Raw genomic sequence first — 25453 nt, 5'->3', positions numbered from 1 at the left:
GATTATTAAAATCACATATTAATCCCATATTTCCACTTCTGTTTCAAGCTCTACGTTGTAGTGTTCTTTTACTTTTGTTTTTATGAAATCTATGAGTTTCAAAACATCCGAAGCGGTTGCATTGTTCTTGTTTATTATAAATCCCGCATGCTTTTCAGAAACTTGAGCTCCACCGATTTGATAGCCTTTCAACCCCAAAGACTCTATCGCAGTGCCGACGTAAAAATCTGGTCTCGGTCTCTTGAATACACTGCCTGCACTCGGATATTCTAACGGTTGCTTCTCATATCGTTTCCTCATCGTTTCAGTCATCAATTCCAAAATCTCATCTTTCTTACCGTGAGCGAGTCTGAATTTAGCCCCAAGAATTATCAGTGATCTCTCATTCTTAAATACACTATTTCTGTACCCAAATTTCGCCTCGTCGGGTTTCATTTCAAATATCTCATTTCCATCAAAGACTTCTATGCTGACAACATTTTCTGCGGTTTCCCAACCATAGCATCCTGCGTTCATATAAATAGCACCGCCGACGCTTCCAGGTAAACCGTAAGCTTTTTCTAACCCAGATAATGAATTCTCCGATGCAGCCAAACATAGTGATTTAAAAGATACGCCAGCTGAGGCGTATACAATTCCTTCTTTTATTCTAACTTCATTAATCCTTTCAGTTGAAATTACGGCAAAATCTTTGCTCTTGTCCGTTGGGATGATATTTGTACCATTGCCAAGTATTCTATAATCAAATTCTTCGCACTTCAATAGCTTTAACGTTTCGATGAGTCCAATCTTATTGTTCGGAACGATTAAAAGAGGAACATTGCCCCCTAATCTGAAATTGACATGGTGCGCTAAGCTTTCCTCAAAATACAGATCACATCCTAAGTCCCAAAGCTTATAGACTATCTTTTTATCTATTCTTCTAACTTTCTCAAAATCATGCGTGTAATCCACCTGTCATTCCCTCCGTATAAACAACTATTTTATTCTTTCCAGTATTCTTTGCGTTGTACAGCGCGATGTCAGCCTTTTGTATTAACTCTTCAGATTTAAAGACTTGACATTTTGGATAATTCGCAACACCAAAACTAAGCGATATATTAAATGGGAATCCCGCAATTTCTCTAATATGACGTCTCAATCTTTCAACAATGTTTATAGCATCTTCTAATCCTGTTGAGGGGAACAAGATTATAAACTCTTCACCGCCGAATCTTCCAACCACATCTGTGGTTCTTACGTGCTCTCTCAGCACTTTTGCAATCTCTTTTAGTACTTCATCACCCGTCAAATGTCCGTAAGTATCGTTTATTTTCTTAAAATTATCTATATCGCACATTACAACGGTAAGTTCACCCTTTTCGTTAAATGCTTTTTCAAAGTAATAAAGCAATACATCTGAAAAATAGTACCTTGTGTAAAGCTTTGTAAGTGGATCTATCAAACTTCTCAAACGAGATAGAGTACCCTTGAGCACGGCTGTCATAGCATACTCTATAAGCTCTAAGATTGGAAGAATCTGCAATCTATAATCATCTGGCAGTTTAACATTCTTATTCTGAATAATGAATGTGTATCGAGCGTTCTTATCGATATAATCTTCAATCTGAACTTTCAAAGGTGCCGTTTGTATATATTCTCCGTTTTGACTTTCATCAACCTCACCTATACTAACCTCATACGTCTTATCCAAGACGTTGTCGGAAAGAGTGACTCTTAAATCTTTCACAGGCAACACGTTAATAATTTTCGACGCAAAGTAGCCAAGAAGCTTTTCGGGATCAGTCTTTGGATCAACCGCTTTTAAGCTTGAGAGCAGCTCGTAAGCGAATTTTTGAAAATCTTTATTTTCGAAATAGCCTTCACCTATATCATACCTTACTTGGTACATCTCTCTGAGTTTTTTTGAAGCGTTCAGCAGACCTATGTCTTTATAAATAGTAACTGCTTTTGAATAATATGCTCTCGCCTTGTACTCACTACCTCTGACAAAGTAGTAATGTCCATACCCTTCGTAAGTCATTGCTAACGACAAAAGTGATCCATCAAGCGTGAAAGTACTTTCCAAATACTCAAGTTCCCTTTTAAAAGCTTCCGGTACTTCCTGGGCGAGTTTTCTACCGAAAATTGCGACGATTTCTTCTCTGAAGACCTTTCCACCTGCGTTCACATACTTCTCCCAGTTAGCAGTGAAATCTTGAGTTTCAAGTGAAAATATCACTTCCATAGCTTTACGCACTTCTTCCTCTGTCTCATCGCTGTTGATAACATCGAGTATCGTGTCTTTAAGTTTGTCAAATTGTCTGGTAATCATATATATTGAACATTCATCTGCCTTCATTTCCAATTTATACTTCTCTCGGCATACTTTGAGATGTTCGAGAGCCTCTTCTAATTCAAAATTGTAAGCGTGATAATAAGCTTCTAAGGAATTCGCGTATATGAATTCGTTTCGTAAATTCAACATTTCAATTTTCTTTCTAATTTCGATTATGCCTTCAACAAATTCTCTTATTCTTCCAGCATAAAGCGCGCTGTATAACATATTAAGTCGTGCCATATAACTTCTTGCAGGTAATCCTATATTTTCCGCTGCTTTGACTGCACGTTCCAAGTATTCCATCGTTATAGAGGTGTTTGACATCTGAACAGCAAGATTATTGTATATAGTGGGCAGTCGGTGAGCAATATTAAAATCAAGCGCAATTCTTTCAGCCTTTCTGAGGTTTTCTATAGCTTTTGGAGAATTACCAACGAAGAGTAATCCCAAAAAAATGTGGTAGTCGACAAGAATTTTGGCATATTCTGAATTCTTTGGCTCTAAACCATTGACCAATTCCTTCAGCTTTTCATAAAAATCTCTTCGCCTATGGTCTTTTTCAAACTCTGATTTGAGCTTCAGCATGTTTCTCTTTATGTAACCTATCTTTCCATAACCATTTGAATTGGTACCTGTATTAAGAACATCAATAGCTCTATCGTATTCATAGTCGCTGTAATATCTCAAAGCTAAGTAATATGCATACAACTTTGTATTAGGAATCTCCAAATCTGCGCAATAAGAGGTGTCTTCTACTCTTTCACTCAATTCAACTGCGTATTTTATTAGAGCATAAGAATTCTTATTTCCAATAAGCTTTTTAACCTTTTTCAAGATGCTGTAAATTACAGATGGTGATGCGTAGTACATCATCATTTCTCTTATGTATTCCAAGTACATTCTCGCTGCACTAATTTTTCTACCAACAGCTTCCAAATGCATCGCTCTTTTCTCATAATCGTTGAGAATACTTGAAAGTTTTTCGTGCAGTTGCTTCTTTTCAGCATCAGGAATGCTTTCGTACAAGACCTCCCAATATTGCTTCAATGTAAAGCGAATTTTATCGTATTCTCTATACAGGATACCGCTTTTGTAGAGAACACTTAAATCTATTTCCGAACCAATTAAGCTCTCAAGTTTCCTTACCTCTTCTTCAACAAACTTCTGCCCCAGTATAGCAACATATCTTTCTTTTGTGTTCTTGAAACTTTCGGCTCGATCAGAAACAAAAGTACCAAGGTTCACTTCTGATAACCTGTCAATATCGACAACATATTTTCCTTGCTCTCTTTTCAAAATATCGATTTCATATAAGTATCTGAGGTATTCAACTATAACTCCAGGTAACCCTTTGGTTGAGTGATATAGCCACTCTGCAAATACGTCTTCTTTTTCAATCTCACCCAAGGAATTTTCTAACAATTTCGAAATTAACTCCTTGGTGAACGGATTCAAAAACACTCTTGTATTAAAATCTTCTGAGTCTTCAACAGAAAATGCCAATATCTTTATATTTCCGGTTTTGTTTATCTGAGCTATCTTTCTCAAGAATGCTTTCAAACGTTCAGGAGCTTCCTGATAATCATCGACAAATATAGCTACTCTTTCGAGATATTGGAGCGCCTCAACAATATCCAAGCTTATCGTATCAATAGTACAGATATTTTCCAGGCAGTATGAAATTCTCTCCAATAATTTTTCCGGAATCTTTTCTGAAACCAATTGCAAAGTCTGTACGACAATGTCTGAACCAGATGCTACATGCATAAATGGTATGTTCAGTTGCCTAAATTGATTTTGAATATTTTCAATCATAGTTGTTTTACCTACGCGTTGTGGACCTATAAAGCCAATAAATTTCGTTTCTGGATCGTTTTGCAAGACTAAATTTATCACTTCGTATTCTTCATCTCTCCTAATTCTTCTAACTGATAATGTTTTCTTTGACTCTGGTATATACTGAAATGGAACATCTTCACTGAAAACCCTTTCAGCCGGCTCGTCCCCTAACATTGGTTTTATCATTTCTCTAATCTCTTCACTTTTAACAAACTCAGAGAGCAATCTACCAAAAACATAGATAGTAGATTTATCAGATACTTCTCCCTTCGAAACTTCCGGTGCTTCAAAGAATTTGTACTTGCTTTTTTCATTAAATAGAGATTGCAAGTTTTGAGCTAAAGGCAGAAAAACCTTTATTTCACCGTCAACAACTACTAAGTCGTCAGTTCCAAGGAACGGGATGTACAAACCAGGAATGTGGAGCAGACTTCTCAGGGTTGAAATAATGGACGAAAAGACCAGCCTCTCATCTTCTTGATATTCCGCATAACGAGTATAATAAGGTATAGAATACACAAATATGTACTCCGACTCTTGTTCAAAGTCAAACATATCAGGCACAAGTAGTCCTCTTACATTCCTTCCAAGCTCTGATTTCAAGATAACTTCTGAAGTTCTCGGTATTAACTTTTTATCAACGAACTTAGCTATTTTCTTGAATCCATCGATTTCCACAATGTAGTCCTTGCTCCAATAACCTTCATGCAAAAACTCAATGATATCCACACTTCCCACCTCGAATGAATTGTCAGTCATAGCAAACTCTGTTCTTTCCTATTTCTTTTGCTTTATAAAGCCTTTGGTCAGCAAGGCCAAGTATCTCCGATTTTGTTTCTTTCTCTCTACAAGAAGAGATCCCAAAACTCATAGTGACCTTGAAACCAAGTAACTCTGCAGATTTATCCTCGATTATCCTTCTCACATTCTCACATAGTGTTACACATTTGTCTTTGTCACCTTTTAAAATTCCAACGAATTCTTCTCCGCCGTACCTTGCCACTATACCAGCGCTTTCAATGTTCTCCTCGAGAATTTTTGCCAAAACTCTCAACACTTCATCGCCTTTTAAATGGCCATAAGTATCGTTGATTTTTTTGAAAGAGTCCACATCGCACAGAAAAACGCTGAATTCTTCGCCTGAAGTCTTTGAATTTTGCATATACTCGTCGAATATGCTGTTAAATTTCCACCTGTTATACAAACCAGTTAACGGATCCATTGTAGCGCGCTCTCTATATATCAGCCCTCTCAGCTGTCCTGAGAACAACTCTTCGAGCAAAATTACATTGTTCATAAGTTTCTGTTGTTCAGTGACATCGTGAACGTGTCTTTCGGAAGACATATAAATAGCATATTCGCAATCTTTGTCTATTTTCTCTTTTATGTACACCTCCACAGGTTCGAAGTTCAGATAAGATTTTTCACCAAACTTTGGTAATAAACCTACTGATATATCAAAGTTGTATTTTTTATCCAAAACCGAAACATAAAGTCTGTTAGGTTTAAAAACATTAACCATAACATTTGAAGTTATTCGCACAACATCCTCCAAACTCACGTCAGAATCAACGGATTTTAAAACGTAAAGCATATCAGCGATTGGATAAAGTTCATTTGAAGGTATTCTTTCCGAATATTTGTCAAAGCTATATTCTGAAAAACTTTCACGGATCCCCATTTCCGATAACAACCTTGATATTTCAAGCTTTGTAAGTTCAAACTTTACGCTGTTATTGAGAGCCTTATAATAATTTGCTTTAGCAAGCAACACATACAAAAGAGAGAGTTTAACCAGCTGGGAACCGAACAACCTTTCCCATTTTGTAATTTCATCCACAAATCCTTTTGGGTCAAGTCTTGTTAGCTGTTCAGAGAATATGAAAAGCATCTCCTCTCTCAACAAATTGTACGGTGAATTTTTGTATGCCAGCCAATTCTGTAAAAACTCATTATCATCTTTGGCTAACACCAGTTTTATAAGGAACTCGAATCCACGAACATGAATTGCTTGATCGTCGTAATTTTCAATGATTATTGTCTTTGCGTTTTCGTAATTTCCACAAATTAATTCGTGCAGTATGCGGGCTCTTAAAGAAGCATGTGGCAAATTATGTTGCTTTTCAATCTCGTAAGCTTCTTCAAAGTATTTCAGTCCATCTTCATATTTTCTCAAATAAGTATATATCATTCCTCTTAATCTGTTAAAATAGGCCCTATCTGACGGGGAGAGCTCATTTGACAAACTTAGCGACACTCCAGATAGTTCTCTTTCCAAGTCGTCAAACTTTCCAAAATACAAAAGCTCACGTACCAAATTAAGCCGCGGAACTAAAGCTCGTTTTGTGTAGCCAATCTTTTGTGCAGTGCGTATGGCTTCTTGAAAATACATCGTTGAAAGCAAAGTGCCATCATACACAATTCCAAGAGTGTTGTAGATATCGATTAATATGTGTTCGAGATTATGCTCCTTTGCAATGGGCTCCGCCATCTGCAGATAATCTCTTGCTTTCCTCGAATCCGAATACGATTTTGAGTTTCCCAAAAGCCAAAACATCTTTGCTTTAAGTTCCATCCAAGGTAGATTGACAGCGCTTATATTTTGAGCAATATCCGAAATTTGCTTTTCATCTTCCAATCTGTCGTGTAAGACCAAGTAGGCCCTCTCTTTGAGGAAGATTAAATTATAACGCACATAGTCAGTGCAACTTTCCGAATTGAGCAAGCCATCGATAAACTCTATACATTCAGTGTATTTTTCGTTCACAAATAATTCGTATGCTCTCAAATAGGCATAAATTCCCTTTTCCTTTTTTGGGACGACAGCATCAAAAACTTTCTTATTTGTTCTATATTCGAATTCCAACCTCAGCTTGTGAAAGGCATAGAGATCAGTACGGTTGATATCCTGCAATATATTCCATAGCGTTTCGAAAACGTTTAAAATTACAGTTTGAGAAAAGTTATAATTGCTCATGGCATTTCTGATAAACATTAAATACGTAACCACAGCCGATGTTTTAGAACCAGCATACTCGTAGTGCTCGGCCGCCTTTTTCAAATTTAATGTGTAAGGCGAAATACTCTTGCTGTACTCTTTAGCAAGCTTGAGGTGAATTTCTCTTACCTCTTTTTCATCAATTTCGCTGAGAACTTTTTTGAGGTTTTCTGAAACTATGTATTCGCCGTCGTCCGTTCTTAAAAGCCCTGAAGCCTGCAATCTATAAACATTACTCTCAAGACTCTTACCCAAAACTTTTTCAAGAACTGCCAAGTCATGTTTATTAAATCTATAACCGAGCAAAGCTATGTACAAATCATCGCGTTCTAAGGTTGCTTCTTCAATATGTGTTTCATATCTTGAAAAGTCCTGTGCTGCATTACTTCTATCGACATCTAAATTATAAACAACATCTGCACGACTCGATTTAAAAGCTAATACTCCTGCTTCCATTTTTAAATCATCCAGTATTCCTAAAAATCTACTTATTAACGGGCTACAATTATCCAAGTCCTTGATGATGAGTATCATTTTTTTAAATCTCTTCAGTATTGGGATTAGTTCCTCGACTACACTATCAAATTTGCAAACATTATAAAGACACTTAGTTAAGCTAATCTTTTCCTCATCGGCTATAAGACTCGAATACTTAGATAGAAGCTGTCTAAGAATATTTGTAAAATCATTACCAAGGTACAGAACAGCATACTGTGTAGATTTTCTAATGTGGTATTCAACGACTGAAATATAGTCTTTAAAGATTTTGTACACATCTTTTGTGTCTATACAAAAAACTTCTCTTAAAGAACTCTCGGAAGCTATCTTTTCCACAATGTTCCGAGCAAATTCTATCTCATTCCCATGATAGATGAAATCTTCCTCACCAATTTCGAAAGCCCTCATCTTACTGCTAATCTGTGTAAATTCTTTTTTCAGGTCAAAAAAGTCTATCAGATCTGCCAAAATTCTCATCGTGCTTGCCTTATTAAAACGACCTGTTGTTAGGAATTCCTCATCTATGAAAATATAATCACCCACAACATGTGGATTCTCAATTACCTGTCTCCACACTTCATTGTTAAGTACAAATGGTGGCGAAAAGAAGAATTCTGTAGCATAAGCGTATATATCGTACAGAGTATACGCAGGAAATGGAGGGATATTATCAAAAAATACGAACTTAGCAATCCTGAGGAGTGAGTTAATTAGATTCGTTCGTTCTAATTCCGACAAACTTATCACATGTTGATTGCCGGTCAAAATAGGTTTTTCACCAAAATGGTTGAAAAAGACCGAGCATGAATCATTCTTTCTTGAAATCTCTATAGTTGTGGGAATTAAAAATCTACTTGAAAATGTGTATGAATTTATACTAATAACAAAATCATCAAAGTTCTCAACAAAAACGCTCGGAAAACTTCTTATCAGCTTGGGGTGCTCTGATTTCGCGTCAACCACTTCATGTCCAACATGTATTTCTCTGACCAAATTACTTGAAAAATCATAACCATTATCGAAAAGAGGTTTCGTAATTTTCCCCCCTTGCGTTTGAACTATTTCAATTAAAGTATTTCTTAATAAAGACCTATCTACCTATTTTTTCTATCTCCTTGTTCTGTGCGGCAAACATCGTTTTAGCTTCCCTAATAACTTGTTCTACAATCACAAACAAATCTCCTTTTAAAGTACAACCAGCTGCCCTTGGATGCCCCCCTCCACCAAGGAGTACAGCGAGTTTACTACAGTCAAACCAATCTTTCGACCTGAAACTTATGTGCACTTCGCTATTTTCGTATTCCGAAAAAAAGATCGCTAATTCAGTTCCTTGAATTGATCTAAGTTCTCCAACAAACCCTCCACTGTCGTCCTCAGTGCAATTGTTAGTTTCATAATCCTCCTTAGACAGGTATGAGTAAACGATCTTTCCATTAGCTTCCATCTTCAAGTGTTCTATCATCGTCGAAAGCAATTTAAACTGCTCGATTCTCTTATTCTCAAACAATCTGGAGACAAGGTACACCTTTCCGCCCAAAAAAACAAGTTTTGTAGCATCGCTGAATACTATTTCATCAGCATTCGAGTACCTAAAGAAACCCGTATCTGTTGCTATTCCCATCAAATTTATCGTTGCCAATCTCTCATCGTACTCAACGCCAAGCTCGGTATTTAGTCTGTAAACCATTTGTGCCGTTGAGCCAAATTTCGTATCAACCCAGTTGATATTTCCAAAAAGCGTATTCGTTCCGTGGTGGTCTATTACCATCAACGGCACGCTACCAAGGAATTCTTGAAATCTACCTATCCTATCTGGGCTGGAAGCATCAACAACCAAAACTACATCAGGAACAAATCCAGAAGACTTTATATCATCAAAAGTTTTAATTATATTGGTCTCTTCAAATTCATAGAAATACCATGGAATCCTCCAGTCAATTCCAGCGAAGACTTCTTTACCAAGTTTTTTCAACCCAAGAGTTACGCTAAGCACGGAGCTTATATCATCACCGTCCGGCATTATATGTCCAACAACAAGAACCTTATTTGCTGAGTTTAATTCAGCAACTATTGTTAGAAAATCTCTATTCATCAAAGCACCTCCAAAGCTTTCTGAACTATCTCTGTGAACCTGCCTTTTACCATATTTGCAACTTCGACAACTTCTTCATGAGACAGAGGCTGGTCCAATACGCCAGCTGCCATATTTGTCGCACACGAAAGCACAAGTGCCTTTATACCAACATGTGCACAGACAATTAGCTCAGGCACTGTTGACATACCAACCAAATCCGCCCCAAGCTTTCTAAATGCTCTTATTTCGGCTGGCGTCTCGTATGTTGGACCTGTAACAGCTAAGTATACTCCTTCTCTCAGTCCCTCAGCATTTTTGAGTTTTTCCATCCACTCTCTATCGAATGCACCAAGCATATCGGGAAACCTTGGTCCCATGTCATTATCATTTGGTCCTCTAAGAGGGTTCCTGAACATTAAGTTGATTATATCCTTCACCAAAATTATGTCACCCGGGCTGTAAGATGTATTTATCGCACCAGCGGCATTTGTAATCAAAATCCTTTCCACACCAATCATCTTCAACGTGTGAATAACCAACTTAATATCAGAAGGATTCCAACCTTCGTATATATGGAACCTTCCGTTCAACACAACAACCTCTCTTCCAAAGAGCTCTCCGAAAACCAACTTTCCCTCATGTCCCGGTGCGGTAGAATACGGAAAATTTGGAATGTCTTTGTAAGCTATTGAGCGAGCGTTGTTCACTTTGTCTGCCAAAAATCCCAATCCTGAGCCAAGTATTAAAGCAATCTTTGGCTTGTTATTGATATTTGACGTAATGTATTCACAAGCCTCTTTTACTCTCGTATCCACTTTTATCCCTCCTGATTTCTTCATTTACACTTTAACATACTTAGTTTAAAATATTACAAGTGAACTTGAACTATCCTCGTCCTAATTCGGTTTTCAAACAATTATATCATAATTTCCATTCATATAAAACACCGAAAAGGGGGATTTTATGGATTACCCAAGGCTTATTATAGACACCTCCGTATTAAAGAACAACGTTCAGAAGCTATCAGAAATATGTCATTCTAACGGTATTGAACTTGTTGGCGTGACAAAACTCACGCTCGGGAATCCTCAAATAGGTAAAATCATGCGCTTGAATGGTGTCGACAAAATTGGGGAATCTCGTCTCAAGAACATCGTAAACCTGTACAAAAATGGAGTTCCTGGTCCATACCAACTGTTGAGGATACCTATGCCATCGGAAATTCCGTTTGCTGTAGGAATTGTAGATGAATTCTTAGTGTCGATGCCAGAGACTGCATACCTCATAGACAGACACGCTCAAGAAATAGACAGAAATGTCAGTCTGATATACATGATCGATGTCGGCGATTTAAGAGAGGGTGTTTGGTTTGAAAAGGCTAAAGAGGAAATAATCGAAGTAGCAAATAATCTCAGATTCGTTCATCTTCGTGGCATCGGCACTAACGTAGGTTGTTACGGTGGAGTCTTGCCCACCGAAGAAAACATGAGTATGCTACTGAGAATAAAAGATGAACTCGAGAAAGAACTCGGTCGCCAATTAATTGTTAGTGGTGGCAGTACAGTGACGTTGAAATTGCTCGAGGATAGAAAATTGCCAAAAGGCATAAACCAATTCAGGGTTGGAGAAGGCATAATACTCGGAACCGATGCTACTGGTGATAGGGATATACCATACCTAAGACAAGATACCGTGATATTAGAGGCAGAAGTTATCGAGGTGGATTACAAGCCATCAGTCCCAGTAGGAGAAATAGGAAAAGACGCGTTTGGAAGAACGCCACACTTTGAAGATAGAGGATACAGAAAAAGAGTAATACTTGCTGTCGGCGAACAAGATGTTAAACCAGATGGATTAAAACCTCTTGAAGATGGGCTTCAAATACTCCACGCTTCAAGCGACCACCTTATAGTTGACACAACCGAGAGCAATAGAGAATTCAAAGTAGGGGACATAGTAAGGTTTAGAATGAGTTATGGCTGCGCACTAAGAGCGTTTACAAGTCCATACGTTGAGAAAGTTTTCATTTAAGAAATCATCATTTTCTTAGGTTAATAATATTCTCTTTGTACAAATTTCTGTTCTTCTCGCTCTTTTCTACATAAACACTTTCCCCAGTGAACGGATCGAAACCAGTATAATACATGGTCGTGCTGAGCGTTCCTGGGGTTGGTGTAAATATCTGAACTTGCTGTGGTATGTAACCCAGGTTTCTCTTGATAAACTCGCGAAGGTATTTATTTTCTTCTGGTCCTTCACCGGGATGTGCGACGATGAAATAGCCTATCACATACTTTTTTTGTCCTTTTCGTCTTGCATCATCTTCAAAGCGTTTTTTGAAATCCAAGAACAGTTCTGCTGAAGGTTTGTGCATGAATTTTAATACCTTTGGATGTGCATGCTCTGGTGCTAGTTTTAGCTGACCTGAAGTGAATTCCACAAGCTCATTTATTATGTAATCAGCCTTTGAAGATGCAAGTATCAAATCGTGTCTCAAACCCGAACCTATGAAGACGTGTTTTACACCCGGCACCGATTTGACTGACTTGAGCAGCGATATGAACGCATCCGCACTATCGAATTGTTCGCCAGAAATAGACAGTTTACAAACGCTTGGATGCAGACAACCTTTTTCACACTGACCTTTTGAATTCCTGACTTGGCAAGATAACCCATACATATTTGCTGTGGGACCACCAACATCAACAATCGTGCCCCGAAAATCAGGCAGTCTTGTGAGTATTTTAGCTTCCTCGATTATGGAATCAACAGACCTTGATACAACATGGGTCGACTGGTGATTCGTGATTGCACAGAACGAGCAATTACCAAAACAACCTCTAACCGCTGTTATTGAAAATTTCACCGTTTCTATAGCCTTTACTTCGCCTTTGGAAAGGTAAAATGGATGCACGTGCCTTGTATAAGGGAGTAAATACAGCTCATCGAGTTCTTCCTGTGTTAATGGCAAAGCAGGCGGATATTGGATTACGTACCTGTTATCCTGCTTTTGTACTAAAACGTAATTTTTGTATGGATCTGTGAAGAACACTGCTTTCTTATAAGCTTCACCGTAGAGTTTCTTATCAACCGAAACCTCTTCGAACGTAGGCAAGAAAATTGCGTTTTGTATATTCTGCGGTATTGAACTTTTCCAAACCATCGTGCCGCGTATGTTATCGAGGTCTTTTCCGTTCTCCAGACGCTTTGCGATTTCGAGTATTGCGCGTTCCCCCATGCCGTACACAAGAATATCAGCTTTTGAATCGATTAATATCGATTTCCTAACCTTATCACTCCACCAATCATAATGTGCGAATCTACGTAAGCTTGCCTCTATACCACCGATAACAACTTTGACATCTTTGAAAACCTGTTTTATCCAGTTCACATACTGTATTACAGCTCTATCAGGTCTTTTGTTATTGACACCGCCTGGTGTATAATCATCGCTCTTTCTCTTTTTCCTTGATGCGGTATAATTAGCCACCATGGAATCGACATTACCCGAAGTGACACCAAAGAACAGATTAGGCTTTCCAAGTCGCTCTATATCTTGAGGATTCTCAGGTTGTGCGATGATTCCAACCTTATAGCCGTGAGATTCGAGATACCTCCCAAGTAATGCAGCGCCAAAAGACGGGTGATCCACGTAGGCATCACCCGTCACTAAGATGATATCTAAGTTTTTTATTCTTAACTCTTCAGGTGTTGTTGGCAGAAAACTGCCGAGACTATATGTTTTCGTACCTCTTCCTCTCCCATTCAGAAACGTTTGTTGAATATTCCCACCATTCTCTTTCTTTTAATGTCAGGAACTTCTCCCACACATGCTCTCCCAATACTTCCCTTACTAACTTGCTCTTTTCTGCTTCGATCAGTGCCTCTTTAAGATTTGCTGGAAGTTTGTTGATACCTCTTTTTTGCTTTTCCGCTTCTGTCATCTTGTATATATTCTCCTCAACTGCCATAGGTGCCTCTATTTTATTCTCTATACCGTTTAATCCTGCTGCTAAAATAACTGCGAATGCGAGATAAGGGTTACATGACGGATCCGGTGCACGGTACTCGAGCCTTGTAGCCTTTCCCCTTGCCTTAGGAATCCTTATTAAAGCGGTTCTGTTACCTTTACTCCATGCTATGTTTACAGGTGCCTCGTATCCAGGAACCAATCTCTTGTAGCTGTTAACAGTTGGATTTGTGACAGCGGTTATCTCACGTGCGTGTGCAATTAATCCACCAATAAAGTACTTCATAGTTTGAGAAATACCATCAGGCGCAGTCTCATCGTAAAAAGCGTTCTTCCCATCGAGTGTGAAAAGACTCATATGAACGTGCATACCGCTTCCATTTACGCCAAAGAATGGTTTAGGCATGAAGGTTGCATAAAGATTATTCCTAATTGCAAGTGTCTTGATAACAAGTTTAACGGTTTGGACATTATCAGCAGCAACAATAGGCTCTGCGTATCTGAAATCAACTTCGTGCTGAGATGGAGCAACCTCGTGGTGAGTTGTTTCGACATCAATTCCCATCTCTTCAAGGTGCACTGAGACTTCCGTTCTTATGTCCTCGGCTATATCTACCGGTAACAAATCGAAGTAGCTTCCATTATCGAGAAATTCGAAAACCGGTCTTCCATTCGCTCTTGGAAGGATAAAGAACTCCACCTCTGGACCTGCGTATGGAATGAACCCCATCTTCCTCGCTTTCTCTTCCACAAGTCTCAATCTGTATCTCGGGTCACCCTCGAACGGTGTTTCAGGATTGTTGTACACATCGCAGATAATCCTTGCACTCCTTCGTCCGTCGAATGTCCACGGCAGCATTGCAACGGTTCTCAAGTCTGGTTTAAGATACATATCTGATTCGTGTAGCCTTGCAAAACCCTCAACTGATGAGCCATCGAACATAATACCTGAAGACAATGCACTGTCAATCTCATCGGCAGGTATTTCAACGTTCTTCATCGTCCCGTTGATATCCGTGAACTGTAACCTAATAAATCCTACCTTGTTCTTTTCAATAAATTCGTACAACTTCTCCTTACTCATCTCCATACTCTTCCCCCCACTTCGTATAAATTGACTTACACTTGTGAAACTTTAAAACACCTTCTGTAATTAGCAACAGGACACAATAACGCTCATGCAAAAGTATACTGTTATTTTAGCACTATAACTTCCCGTGGTCAACAATACTTTTTATTAGAATGGATTTGAGAAAAAATTCTCAAAAATTATTGACATCATTACACTCTTAATGTATCATATTATTGAGATTGATTCTCAATTTCTTTAATGATAATTGAAAGTGGGGGTGAATTATGAGATTATCAGAAGTACCTGTTGGTGCAGAAGCGATTGTTGAAAAGGTTGGTGAATCTGAAATTTCTCCAAGACTGAGAGCTATAGGTATCTTGCCTGGAGTGAGCATAACAGTTATCAGGAGTGCACCGATGGGTGACCCACGCATGTACAAAGTGTTCAACAAGATAATAACACTTAGGCAATCAGAAGCTGAGCTGATTGAGGTGAAGCTCCAGCAGGAGAGCTCTTTACCACTTTCGTACGTTGCCCCCGGAGAATACATCGTCAAAGAACTGAGAGCCGGGATTATGGCAAGAAGATTCTTTGAAAAATGTGGTATAGTTGAAAATTCAAAGCTCTTGTTACTACCAGACAGAAGGGTGAAGACACCTACTGGTCTTTATGACATAGGACTTGGGAAACTCTCAAAGATCTATGTTGTACCAGTCAAAGATTACAAGATGACAGAATCTCTACAGGTTGAAAAACGTCAGGAGTGTGGTAAGTAATGGTCATAACAGTAGGACTACTCGGAAATCCAAACGTAGGAAAAACAAGCCTTTTCAACAGGTTGGTTGGCGCGAGGCAGTACGTCGCCAACTGGCCCGGTGTTACGGTATCGAGGATAGAAGGTGCCACAACGTATGAAGGCTACACTCTTCATTTTGTTGATTTGCCTGGCGTATACACACTGACAGCCACGTCGATAGATGAAAAAGTGACGAGAGATTATCTGCTCTTTTCTCCGCCAAATGTGACGGTAGTAATAATCGATAGTATGAGCCCTGAACAGGGATTGTTTTTACTCCTCGAAGCATTAGAATTGGAACTCAACGTCGTTGCGGTGTTTAATGCGATTGACGAGGCAAGAAAGGGCGGATACAAAATAGATAAAGCCGTACTCGAGACATTTCTGCGAGTGCCCGTTATCCTTACGTCAGCTCACACCGGGGAAGGTATTGATGAACTTAAACAGAAGATCGTATCTGCGTTTAAAAAACCCACAAGACCTTTATTAATAGACTACGGAAAAGAGGTCGAAGAAAGGATCTCTGAAGTAGAAAAGTGCGTGATGGAAGGTTTCAATAAAAGATTCACTGCCATAAAAGTTATCGAAGGGGACAAGTTCGTATCTGAGTTTTTGAGCAAAGATTGTCAAAAACAGGGCCAGTCTGAAGAACTTCAGAGTTCAAATATGAATAGCAATCCTGAAAAGTCAGATGACTCACTTGCTACAAAAATACCTTCGATCAAGTACGAGTACATAAACGACGTCTTGCAAAAGGCTTTCCAGAAAACCGACAGCGCATTAACGGTTACTGAGGCTCTGGATCACGTACTGACTCATAGATTCATTGGTATCCCGATATTCCTCGCGCTTATGTACCTTGCATTTAATTTTACCTTCAAAGTCTCCGAACCCCTTGTCGGACTTCTTGAATTCTTATTCGGAAAACTTTCAGAAATGATTGGCTCGGAAACGATGCTTTCGTCGCTTATTTCTCAAGGCATAATAAATGGCGTAGGAAGTGTTCTCGCGTTTGTCCCGAGTATCTTCGCACTCTTCTTCGCACTTGGAATAATGGAGGAGAGTGGGTATCTACCAAGGATCGCATTTTTGATGGACAGAATTATGTATTCGCTGAGGCTCACGGGCCGTTCGTTCATGACTCTCTTACTTGGTTTTGGTTGTAACGTTAGTACAGTTATGGCAGCTCGCGGGCTTTCTGACGAAAGAGAAAGAGTTACAACAATTTTAGTTTCGCCATTCATCAGTTGCAGTGCGCGAATTCCCGTATACCTTTTAATCATAAGCGTCGCGTTCCCGAACCATAAAGCTGAGGCATTCTTTGCTATATACGTACTGAGCCTCGTTTTGACAGCTCTCTCGTCAAGAATCATAAACAAGGTTGTACTAAAAGGACAAAACGTTCCGCTTGTCATGGAGTTGCCAAGGTACAGATTTCCAAAGATTTCGAACGTTGCTACGTACATGTGGAACAGAGGAAGGCACTTCTTGGAGAAAGCAGGAACGATAATATTCGTATCAAGTGTTGTAATTTGGGCACTTAGTTACTTCCCTGATCCAGCAAACATAGAAAACAGCTACGTTTCGATGCTTGGTAAGTTTTTGCAACCTATATTCGCACCTCTTAACTACACTTGGCAAATAGTTTCAGCGCTCATATTTGGCGGTGTTGCTAAAGAAGTCATTGTATCTTCTCTGTCTCAGTTTTACGAGAATGCGTCTAATATTCACTTAAATCCGGTCGTTGCTGCTTCGTTAATGGTATTCGTCCTCGGATACATGCCGTGCTTTGCAACACTGGCTGCAATAAAAGGTGAAACGAACAGCTGGAAATATACAGCGTTTGCAGTGATATATAGCCTAAGCATATCTTACATCTTAGCTTTCATCACATACACGATCGGAAGGGTGATCATATGAGAAGCCTGAACAGGATGTTGTTAACGATGCTTGTGTTATCACTCATCACCTTCATATCGTATCTTCTTAGTGACGAGATAATATTCTCACTCGTTATACTCAGCTTTTCAATGGTCTTTTTCTTCGGATTTCGCGAGTATGGCACGGCGAATTACTCATTCAGAGTCGCACATCTTTACGTAGGGAGCATTTTGTTTTCAATCGCCGCAGGTTATGTTCTGCTCGCGTACTTGATATCTTTTTCGAATCTGATAATAGGCGATGAAGTATACAAGCTCAGCCTTGCCGACGCTATACTTTTCATCACAGGCATATACAGCGTGATAAACGTCATATACATAAAAAAGACAGCTTTAAGAACAGACGTTGGGATACAGAAGAACGAAAAGGGCAGTTGCTGTAGCTAAAAGGGTGTAGTATAATACGAAATAAGAATAACCTCCCTTTACACACTCAAGGGAAGACCGGTGAAAATCCGGCACGGGGCCGCCACCGTAAGTGGGGACGAAACCTGCAAAGTGCCACTGGCTAATTCTTAAAAGGCTGGGAAGGCGCAGGGAGTAGGATGATCCACAAGTCGGGAGACCTGATGTGTAGAGGAAGGTATGCCATCCACCACGACGCCTGGGGATGGCAACAAATTTTTGCAAAGAGGGAGGGTTTTGCTATGTTTAGGTCTGGAACACTGAGAAGGTTTTTAGCACTTTTTGTACTCTTAAGCACTGTCTTATCCTTAGCGATAGCAGTCGTAGACGATGCTGGACGTATCGTTAACATCCCGATGCCACCAAGAAGGGTAGTATCCGCAGCACCGAGCGCAACAAGATACTTGCAGGCCCTTGGACTTGAAAACAGAATAGTTGGAGTCACAGCATGGGATAATTACAGAAAGGCTGAAAACATCGGAAACATGGTACCACTGAACATTGAAAAGATTTACTCGCTAAAACCAGATATTGTGTTCACATTTGGCGGATTCCAATTTCCAGAAGTTGAGAAACTTGAGAAAGCAAATCTTACTGCATACGTTCTCAATGCAAACACATTGACTGATATCATAAAGGCCGTTGGACAACTCGGCGCAGTTTTTAACATTAAGGCTAAAGCTGACAAAATATCACAAGAGTTAAGAGACAAGATGGCTGAAATGGGACAAAAGACATCAAAAATACCATTAGAAAACAGGCCAACTGTATTCTTCACGATAACAATTCCAGATGAAAAAGCCAAAGAGCTCTGGACCGCTGGTACTGGTTCATATGTGAACGAGCTCATCGTTATCGCTGGTGGAAGGAACATAGCGGCTCCTTATTCAGGAAACAACGGCTGGCTTTCAGTCAGCTGGGAATGGCTTGTTAAACAAGATCCTGATGTTATTGTCATTGGCGGTTATGGAGATCCAAAAGAAATTGAAAAAACAGTGAAGAACCATTCAATAATGAAAAACCTGAAAGCAGTTAAGAATGGAAAGGTCTTTGTAATTGACGGAGACGAAATTAGTCAGGCAGCACCTCATGTTTTTAAATACTTGGATATATTCTACAACTTCTTCTACGGAGGAAAATAATATTGACTAAGTTAAGGGTTCTCTTAATCAAGACAGGGAGATATCTTCTCCCTGTCCTTTTCTTATTTGTTTTTCTCATCAATATCTCTTTTGGGACGGTATATGTTAGCCCAATCAAAGCCATAAAATTAATAAACTCAGACTCTCCAGAAAGCTACATGCTCTGGCACTTAAGACTTCCGAGGGTCTTAATGGCAACGCTCACAGGTTCAGCACTGGCACTTGTAGGTAACATATTTCAAGCGATAATGAAAAACCCACTTGTTGACCCATATCTTATCGGAACGTCTGCTGGTGCAAGTTTCGGTGCTCTTTTAGGCATATACTTCATTGTCAACTCTATCGCTCACGTGAGTATACCAACAATGAGTTTCATATTCGCAGTAGTAGCATCTATGCTGGCTATAGCACTTGCGAGAAAGGGCAACATAGTCCCTACCGTACATTTAGTCCTAAGCGGTGTACTCGTGAGCACTATGTTCTCGGCAGGGAGCATGCTCCTTTTGAATATAGCGAATAGATCACTCGTAACAGGCCACGTCTGGCTTTTTGGTTCTTTTTCCGGAATCACATTTACTGATATTGTGCTACCAGCAATTTCTTTAACAACTCTTGCCGTACTATCGATGATGATGAGCAGACAGCTCGATGCAATGGTACTTGGCGAGAAAGAAGCGAAGAGTTTGGGAGTCAATGTTGAGCTTCTAAAATGGCTCTTTTACTTGCTTGGTGCGTTCGTTACCGCAGCTTTCGTTTCAAAAACAGGAATTATAGGATTTGTTGGATTGATAGTCCCGCACATGGCACGAACGTTAGCTGGTCCGAAACACAGGAACAACATCGTTGCTACCATTCTCTTAGGTGGCATGCTCATGTCAATCTGCGATACATTAGCCCGTACATTGCTCAACCCCGTTGAAATCCCTGTTGGAATAATCACCTCCCTCATAGGTGCACCGTTCATGTTCGTTCTGCTCAAATTGAAGAACGGCAATAAGAATTTCTGAGCGTTCTTCAAGAGTCTTTCACACCTGCTTTTTTCCAAATGCGTGGTATAATGATTTTGAACATACAAATAGAGAGGTGACAAACATGAGCACCAAAAGAAGTACTATCTTGCTAACTATTTTAATCGTACTTGTAGTTATTTATTTTGGTACGGGGGTCTATCAAGTTGGTCCTTCAGAAGTTGCTTTAATCAAGACCTTTGGAAAGTACTCACATACCACAGGACCTGGTATACACGCACACGCACCTTATCCATTCCAGTCGCACGTCATAGTCGACGTTCAGACTGTGAGGAAACAGGAAATTGGATTCAGAACGGTGAGACCAGGTCAATATGCCAGCGAAGAGGAAGAAGCCCTGGCTCTAACAGAAGATGGAAATATTGTCTCAGTTGAGGCAGTAGTTCAGTTCCGAGTAAGTGATCCTATCAAATTCGCATTCAAGGTTGATAATCCTGAAGCGCTTGTCAAATTCTCTACAGAATCCGCGTTAAGAGAGCGCATCGCAAGAAGGACCGTTGATGAAATATTGACTGCTGAAAGGGATACAGTCTCTTCGGAGGTCCGAGAAATAGTCCAAAAACTTCTCGACAGTTATGACGTAGGAATCTATGTGATTAATGTACTGCTCCAGGAAGTTGTTCCGCCTGCTCCAGTGATTTCTGCTTTCGATGATGTAAACAACGCCAAGCAAGATAAGGAAAGATACATCAACGAAGCTTTAAAATACGCAAACAACCTCATTCCTAAGGTCGAAGGTGAGGCTAAGAAGATAATCCTTGAAGCGGAAGCATATGCACAAGAGAAGATTCTCCAAGCCACCGGTGAAACACAAAGATTCTTGAGCATCCTCAACGAGTACAAGAAAGCTCCAAAAATCACAGAAACAAGGCTCAGAATAGAAACACTCGAACAGGTATTGCCAAAAGCGAGAACTATAATAACATTGGATGATTCTCAAAAAATCACGTTCCTCAATCTCGACAACCTGTTAGGTGGTGGTTCAAAATGAAAAGGATTACGACAATAATTTCTGTAAGCATTTTCGCAGTAGTGATATTAATTCTGGCAGCTTTATCGCTGTTCATCGTAGATCAAACTCAATATGCCATAGTGTTGCGATTTGGAGAGATAAGACGCGTTATTTCCGAACCAGGCATATACTTTCGTTCTCCATTCATCGACAACGTCGTTAGGCTGAGTAAAAGATACTACATCTACGATATTCCTGTTGAAAAGATAATATCGCTCGATAAGAAAACAATGCTTGTAGATTCATATGCGATATGGAAGATCTCAGACCCCAAGAAATTCATCGAATCGGTCAAAACACCAAACTTAGCACTATCAAGAATAGACGATGTTATCTACTCTGGCCTGAGGAACATACTCGCGAAGCTCAATTTCGACGATATAGTGACGGGCGAAAGGCAGTACTTGTCGGCTATAACTAATTTTGCCCGAAAGAACCTCTCCGAATTTGGCATTGAAGTATTGGACGTGCGAATTAAACACACAGACCTTCCAAAAGAAAACCAGCAAGCGGTTTTTGAGAGAATGAAGTCGGAAAGGCAGAGCATAGCCGAACTTATCAGAGCAGAAGGACAAAAAGAAGCTCAGAGGATTAGGGCGGAAGCCGAGAAGCAGGCAACAATAATTAAGGCACAAGCAATAAGCGAAGCAGAAAAGATAAAAGGAACAGGTGAAGCCAGTGCAACACAAATCTATGCTGAGTCATTCGCACGAGATAGTGAATTCTACCAACTGTTGAGAACCTTGGAGAGCTATAAGAAGATAATTCCAGGAAGTGTAGTAATAGTAGGACAAGATCTAAGAATACTTGAGGAGATGCAGTAATGTGCAAAACGAATTTTAAAATCTCACACAATATACTATGTGATTTTTTTAATTTGACATTCTGACCTTTTGAGGTAGAATTTTATTAACTTAATATTTCGCACATAAGGGGGTACAAATACTATATGTCCGGGTTAGCAATACGTGCTGCTGGTCTTGTAAAAAAGTTCGGGGATTTCACCGCTGTAGATGGTGTAAATCTTCAGGTCAAACATGGCGAGATATTTGGTTTCCTTGGTCCTAATGGTGCAGGTAAGACAACTACTATAAAGATGCTCACTGGAACACTCAAGCCAACAAGTGGTAAAGTGGAAATACTTGGACTTGATATGAAGGATTATGATGTTGAGATAAAGCGGAGAATCGGTATTGTGCCAGATGAACCGAAGATTTACGAACATCTCAAAGGATACGAGTTCCTTGATTTCATAATTGCGATATATCGATTAGACAAAAAGCAGCTCGAAGAAAGGATAGATGAGCTATGCGGTGCGTTCGGGGTAGATTATCTTTCAAAACTTGTCGGCGAAATGTCGCACGGTATGAAGCAAAAACTCATGCTCATCTCTGTTTTGATGAGAAAACCAGAAGTGCTGTTTTTAGATGAACCAACTGTAGGTCTTGACGCAAAGAGTGCTCGAATACTTAAAGAACTGCTTAGAAAATACGCGAGTGAAGGAATGACAATCTTCATGACAACACACATACTTGAAATAGCCGAAAAGATGTGCGATAGAGTTGCGATAATAAACAAAGGGCAAGTAATCGCCGAAAGTTCTGTCGCGGAACTGAAAGAGAGCTACGGCAAGTCATTGGAAGATATCTTCCTATCGCTCACCGCCACTGACGATATACAAGAAATTGTTGAAAACCTCTGATTTCGTAGCGAGCGAAGGTGAAACATATGCGAGAATTGAGTATATTGTTCAGATACGTTGGACTTAACCTTATGCAGCAAAATGCACAACGAAAATCAAAAAGAAAGGAATCTAACACGTCAAGAAGCCAAGGGTCAAGATATATCATTCTCCTTCTATTTTCCACTCTTCCAATGGCTATATTTATTTATTTATCAAATTATCAGATTTACAAAGCACTATCAGCATTTCCTGATGTTGCTAAGGCTTTCTATTTTCTAACGATATCGATGTTCTCGCTCTTCTACGTCGTAGGGTTTGTTGGAACAGGGATGTACGCATTCTCGAGAAACGAAGATGTGGAATTCCTCCTCACTTTACCGATAAGAAGGAACGTAATCACTCTGTACTATTTACTTGTCACTCTTTCTAGTCAAGCCTTCACGCTTGGTTTTTTTGTAGCGTCAGCCCTGGCATATGGTATCGCAGTTAAACAGAATGTCTTGGCTTTCATACTCCAAACGTTGCTCCATTTAATATTTCTCTCAAGTGTCTCTGCCCTATTTGCAGTTCTCTTTGGTGGGGTAACATCGAAGAGGTATCTCAGAATACTTAACACGGTGATGATACTGTTGCTCGTATTCATATACCTTGTTTTTGTGAGTTTGCAAGACGTGGACTTTTCAACTTTAGGTGAGAACCAGAATATAGTAAAATTACTATCTTTTGCAAATTCCAAATACAACGTCCTAACATGGTCATATTCTGAAAACTTCTCAATCGTACTCGCAGTTGGCATTCTTTCTGTAGGCTCTCTATTCCTATTTTGGAAGTTGGCAGGAAAGGTCGGATTTGAGAATATACGCAAAAAGAGTAAAGAGAAAAAAGAATATTTCAAAAAGAGCTCTTACTCTTCCAGAATGGGCGGTGTACTTTGGAAAGATACTAAATTACTTGTCAGAAATGAGCAGTTCATCTTCTTGATTCTCTACCCTGCAATCTTTTCACTTTTCATGTTCTTCACATCGAGCTCTTCAATAAGTGCGCTCACGCCATACATCGTAATAGCTGTGCTTTATTGTGCAATAGAAGCAGGTATACTGACATCGAACGAAATCCAATACAAATCTGTAGTCAAGGCATTCCCAATTAGGCCTAAGAACCTCATATTGCCAAAGCTCATCATACCTGTATTCATTAACATCTCGGTGTTTGTAGCTATCACTATCATCGCATCGATAATCAGAAAATTCTCAGTTCAATCTCTGATTTACGTAGCCATATCTGTGCTTTTATTCATGCTCAGTGCATTGATAGGTTCTTACTACAGTATCAAAAGTCCAGGTAAGGCGAAGAACCAGCCGTTCTCGGTTGGTGCGACGTTCCTAATAGAAGGAATAACCCTCGGCCTTGCGTTTGGCATCATCTTCCCGCTGAACTTAATCATAATGAGGGCTAAACTTGAAGGAATTAAGATGGTTTTAAATTGGCTACTCTTAACTGGCTCAGGAATTGCATTGGCAGTCTTGTTTGCTGTGTACTATAAGAAACTCAAAAATATACTTCTAAGCGAAGAGTGAGTGTAAATTTAAAAATAAAAAGCCCAGCGATATGTGCGCTGGGCTTTAATTTTTGCATTTTTTATTTCTTGATTGTCAGATGGAGTTCCGTGTATGCAGTATCATCCCCATGCTCAAACGTCGTCGATGTCGCCTCATTAACTGTGAAAGTGACATCTGTTCCTTCGTAAGTAAAATCAATATACCAAACAACAGCCGTATAAGTACCTTTTTCATGCTTTCCGAGGTAGAACTTTCCTTCATTTCTTGTCGGAATCATCTTCAACACAACAGGTGTTGCCGATGTATCGGTTCCTTCGTACAATCCTATCAACAAAGGTTCCGTTGGGGTTGAGTCGTTAATTTTCACATCTCCATAGATTGCCCACAACTGTTTCAATGTACCTCTCCATCTGTAAGCAATCCTTGGAACAAGCATATAATCTCCGCCAGATGCTTTTACAATGCTCCTTGTCCAGTCAATGCTGAGGACAATTTGGGATTCATCGTTGACAACTTGCCAGTTCAAGTTCTTGAGAACTATCCTTTTTCTTTCGGCTGGAATTTCAACTGGATAGTCTGTATCATTTACAGTAACCGTTGCCTCGGTGATTTCAAATCCAAGAGCTAATATAACAGAACCCTTTGGCACGTCAAATGTTAACCAGCTCAGCTCAGTAGCGTCAAGCATTGTAAGGTCAACAACTTTGTCCACAGCCGTAGGTGTAGCCCACTTGTTCTCACCTGGGTTTGTTGAGTATCTATACGAGAACTTGGAGACTTTCACGTAAAGGTGCTCGATGTTCTTAACCCATGGTGCTTCTTGCCTTGACTGGGTACCAAGGATTTCCACTCCGCTGAATTTTTGAGGTTTGACTGTATCTCCACTTTCCTCAATACCAGATGATAAGACGACAGAAACTTTCGATGTTCTTGGTTCAAAAAGATTCAAAGGATTACAACTGAAAAGCACAAGCATTGTTAATACTATGCCAAAAACAAAAATCAACCTTTTCATCCGTTCCACCTCCTCTTCAAAGAAATATTTTTGATTAGCCTCCTGAAATACGTTTTTTCTTATTTTTTCAAAAAATTCTTACTTCCCTTTCTTTTCCAAAA

Annotated in this window: 18 protein-coding genes and 1 riboswitch; of the genes, 10 read left to right on the top strand and 8 right to left on the bottom strand. The window is 39.5% G+C overall.

Going from position 1 to position 25453, the window contains the following annotated elements:
- Window positions 1-18: 18 nt before the first annotated feature.
- The 5 genes from murB to BUA11_RS03370 all read right to left on the bottom strand — a co-directional run bounded on the left by murB (window position 19) and on the right by BUA11_RS03370 (window position 10544).
- Window positions 19-954, bottom strand: coding sequence for a UDP-N-acetylmuramate dehydrogenase (gene murB, locus BUA11_RS03390; RefSeq protein WP_084634336.1), 936 nt, complete (start codon window positions 952-954; stop codon window positions 19-21).
- The gene (locus tag BUA11_RS03385) at window positions 938-4888 is read right to left on the bottom strand and encodes a GGDEF domain-containing protein (protein ID WP_072758386.1); all 3951 of its coding nucleotides are present in this window, start codon (window positions 4886-4888) and stop codon (window positions 938-940) included. Before BUA11_RS03385 ends, murB begins: the two co-directional genes overlap by 17 nt.
- A 22-nt stretch (window positions 4889-4910) precedes the next feature.
- Complete coding sequence (locus tag BUA11_RS03380) at window positions 4911-8618, bottom strand: GGDEF domain-containing protein (RefSeq protein WP_072758384.1); 3708 nt, start codon at window positions 8616-8618, stop codon at window positions 4911-4913.
- A 127-nt stretch (window positions 8619-8745) separates the two neighbouring features.
- Window positions 8746-9747 (bottom strand): DHH family phosphoesterase, encoded by a 1002-nt coding sequence (locus tag BUA11_RS03375; RefSeq protein ID WP_072758372.1) that lies wholly within the window; start codon window positions 9745-9747, stop codon window positions 8746-8748.
- On the bottom strand, window positions 9747-10544 hold the full coding sequence (locus BUA11_RS03370) for a purine-nucleoside phosphorylase (RefSeq protein ID WP_084634334.1): 798 nt from the start codon (window positions 10542-10544) through the stop codon (window positions 9747-9749). The genes BUA11_RS03375 and BUA11_RS03370 overlap by 1 nt, the downstream gene beginning before the upstream one ends.
- 148 nt (window positions 10545-10692) lie before the next feature.
- On the opposite strand from BUA11_RS03370, the gene BUA11_RS03365 reads away from it, so the two are divergent.
- Window positions 10693-11760: an alanine/ornithine racemase family PLP-dependent enzyme gene (locus tag BUA11_RS03365; RefSeq protein ID WP_072758368.1), complete on the top strand. Its 1068-nt coding sequence runs from the start codon at window positions 10693-10695 to the stop codon at window positions 11758-11760.
- A gap of 7 nt (window positions 11761-11767) precedes the next feature.
- Here the strand turns inward: BUA11_RS03365 and BUA11_RS03360 are convergent, their stop codons facing one another.
- Both BUA11_RS03360 and glnA read right to left on the bottom strand, forming a co-directional pair.
- On the bottom strand, window positions 11768-13498 hold the full coding sequence (locus tag BUA11_RS03360) for a YgiQ family radical SAM protein (protein ID WP_072758366.1): 1731 nt from the start codon (window positions 13496-13498) through the stop codon (window positions 11768-11770).
- Window positions 13464-14783 (bottom strand): type I glutamate--ammonia ligase, encoded by a 1320-nt coding sequence (gene glnA / locus BUA11_RS03355; RefSeq protein ID WP_072758691.1) that lies wholly within the window; start codon window positions 14781-14783, stop codon window positions 13464-13466. Before glnA ends, BUA11_RS03360 begins: the two co-directional genes overlap by 35 nt.
- A gap of 272 nt (window positions 14784-15055) precedes the next feature.
- Between glnA and BUA11_RS03350 the strand changes: the two genes are divergently transcribed.
- From BUA11_RS03350 to BUA11_RS03310, 9 genes are all read left to right on the top strand, one after another.
- Window positions 15056-15547: a FeoA family protein gene (locus BUA11_RS03350; protein ID WP_072758364.1), complete on the top strand. Its 492-nt coding sequence runs from the start codon at window positions 15056-15058 to the stop codon at window positions 15545-15547.
- Window positions 15547-17487 carry a ferrous iron transport protein B gene (feoB, locus tag BUA11_RS03345; RefSeq protein WP_072758362.1) on the top strand — a complete coding sequence of 647 codons (1941 nt, stop codon included), beginning with the start codon at window positions 15547-15549 and terminating at the stop codon, window positions 17485-17487. The genes BUA11_RS03350 and feoB overlap by 1 nt, the downstream gene beginning before the upstream one ends.
- Window positions 17484-17894: a hypothetical protein gene (locus BUA11_RS03340; RefSeq protein WP_072758360.1), complete on the top strand. Its 411-nt coding sequence runs from the start codon at window positions 17484-17486 to the stop codon at window positions 17892-17894. Before feoB ends, BUA11_RS03340 begins: the two co-directional genes overlap by 4 nt.
- A gap of 26 nt (window positions 17895-17920) precedes the next feature.
- Window positions 17921-18095: riboswitch (cobalamin riboswitch) on the top strand.
- A 59-nt stretch (window positions 18096-18154) separates the two neighbouring features.
- Entirely contained in the window at window positions 18155-19054 is a 900-nt protein-coding gene (locus tag BUA11_RS03335) for an ABC transporter substrate-binding protein (protein ID WP_072758358.1), read from the top strand.
- Window positions 19055-19056: 2 nt separating this feature from the next.
- Window positions 19057-20061: a FecCD family ABC transporter permease gene (locus BUA11_RS03330; protein ID WP_072758356.1), complete on the top strand. Its 1005-nt coding sequence runs from the start codon at window positions 19057-19059 to the stop codon at window positions 20059-20061.
- A gap of 85 nt (window positions 20062-20146) precedes the next feature.
- Window positions 20147-21073: an FtsH protease activity modulator HflK gene (hflK, locus tag BUA11_RS03325; RefSeq protein ID WP_072758354.1), complete on the top strand. Its 927-nt coding sequence runs from the start codon at window positions 20147-20149 to the stop codon at window positions 21071-21073.
- Complete coding sequence (gene hflC / locus BUA11_RS03320; protein ID WP_072758352.1) at window positions 21070-21918, top strand: protease modulator HflC; 849 nt, start codon at window positions 21070-21072, stop codon at window positions 21916-21918. The genes hflK and hflC overlap by 4 nt, the downstream gene beginning before the upstream one ends.
- A 125-nt stretch (window positions 21919-22043) precedes the next feature.
- Window positions 22044-22796: an ABC transporter ATP-binding protein gene (locus BUA11_RS03315; protein ID WP_072758350.1), complete on the top strand. Its 753-nt coding sequence runs from the start codon at window positions 22044-22046 to the stop codon at window positions 22794-22796.
- Window positions 22797-22822: 26 nt separating this feature from the next.
- Window positions 22823-24355 (top strand): hypothetical protein, encoded by a 1533-nt coding sequence (locus BUA11_RS03310; protein ID WP_072758348.1) that lies wholly within the window; start codon window positions 22823-22825, stop codon window positions 24353-24355.
- Window positions 24356-24416: 61 nt separating this feature from the next.
- Here the strand turns inward: BUA11_RS03310 and BUA11_RS03305 are convergent, their stop codons facing one another.
- Entirely contained in the window at window positions 24417-25352 is a 936-nt protein-coding gene (locus BUA11_RS03305) for a DUF4382 domain-containing protein (protein ID WP_072758346.1), read from the bottom strand.
- Between the last annotated feature and the right edge of the window lie 101 nt (window positions 25353-25453).

The organism is Fervidobacterium gondwanense DSM 13020, assembly GCF_900143265.1.
GTDB classification, from domain to species: Bacteria; Thermotogota; Thermotogae; order Thermotogales; family Fervidobacteriaceae; genus Fervidobacterium; species Fervidobacterium gondwanense.
This window is presented reverse-complemented; position numbering and strand designations above follow the sequence as displayed.

What these genes read in the sequence shown, in the direction of transcription:
- BUA11_RS03350 (WP_072758364.1), top strand. Translation starts at nt 15,056, where the DNA reads ATGAGATTATCAGAAGTACCTGTTGGTGCAGAAGCGATTGTTGAAAAG.
- feoB (WP_072758362.1), top strand. Translation starts at nt 15,547, where the DNA reads ATGGTCATAACAGTAGGACTACTCGGAAATCCAAACGTAGGAAAAACA.
- glnA (WP_072758691.1), bottom strand. Translation starts at nt 14,783, where the DNA reads ATGAGTAAGGAGAAGTTGTACGAATTTATTGAAAAGAACAAGGTAGGA.
- BUA11_RS03335 (WP_072758358.1), top strand. Translation starts at nt 18,155, where the DNA reads ATGTTTAGGTCTGGAACACTGAGAAGGTTTTTAGCACTTTTTGTACTC.
- BUA11_RS03340 (WP_072758360.1), top strand. Translation starts at nt 17,484, where the DNA reads ATGAGAAGCCTGAACAGGATGTTGTTAACGATGCTTGTGTTATCACTC.
- BUA11_RS03315 (WP_072758350.1), top strand. Translation starts at nt 22,044, where the DNA reads ATGTCCGGGTTAGCAATACGTGCTGCTGGTCTTGTAAAAAAGTTCGGG.
- BUA11_RS03305 (WP_072758346.1), bottom strand. Translation starts at nt 25,352, where the DNA reads ATGAAAAGGTTGATTTTTGTTTTTGGCATAGTATTAACAATGCTTGTG.
- hflK (WP_072758354.1), top strand. Translation starts at nt 20,147, where the DNA reads ATGAGCACCAAAAGAAGTACTATCTTGCTAACTATTTTAATCGTACTT.
- hflC (WP_072758352.1), top strand. Translation starts at nt 21,070, where the DNA reads ATGAAAAGGATTACGACAATAATTTCTGTAAGCATTTTCGCAGTAGTG.
- BUA11_RS03375 (WP_072758372.1), bottom strand. Translation starts at nt 9,747, where the DNA reads ATGAATAGAGATTTTCTAACAATAGTTGCTGAATTAAACTCAGCAAAT.
- BUA11_RS03310 (WP_072758348.1), top strand. Translation starts at nt 22,823, where the DNA reads ATGCGAGAATTGAGTATATTGTTCAGATACGTTGGACTTAACCTTATG.
- BUA11_RS03365 (WP_072758368.1), top strand. Translation starts at nt 10,693, where the DNA reads ATGGATTACCCAAGGCTTATTATAGACACCTCCGTATTAAAGAACAAC.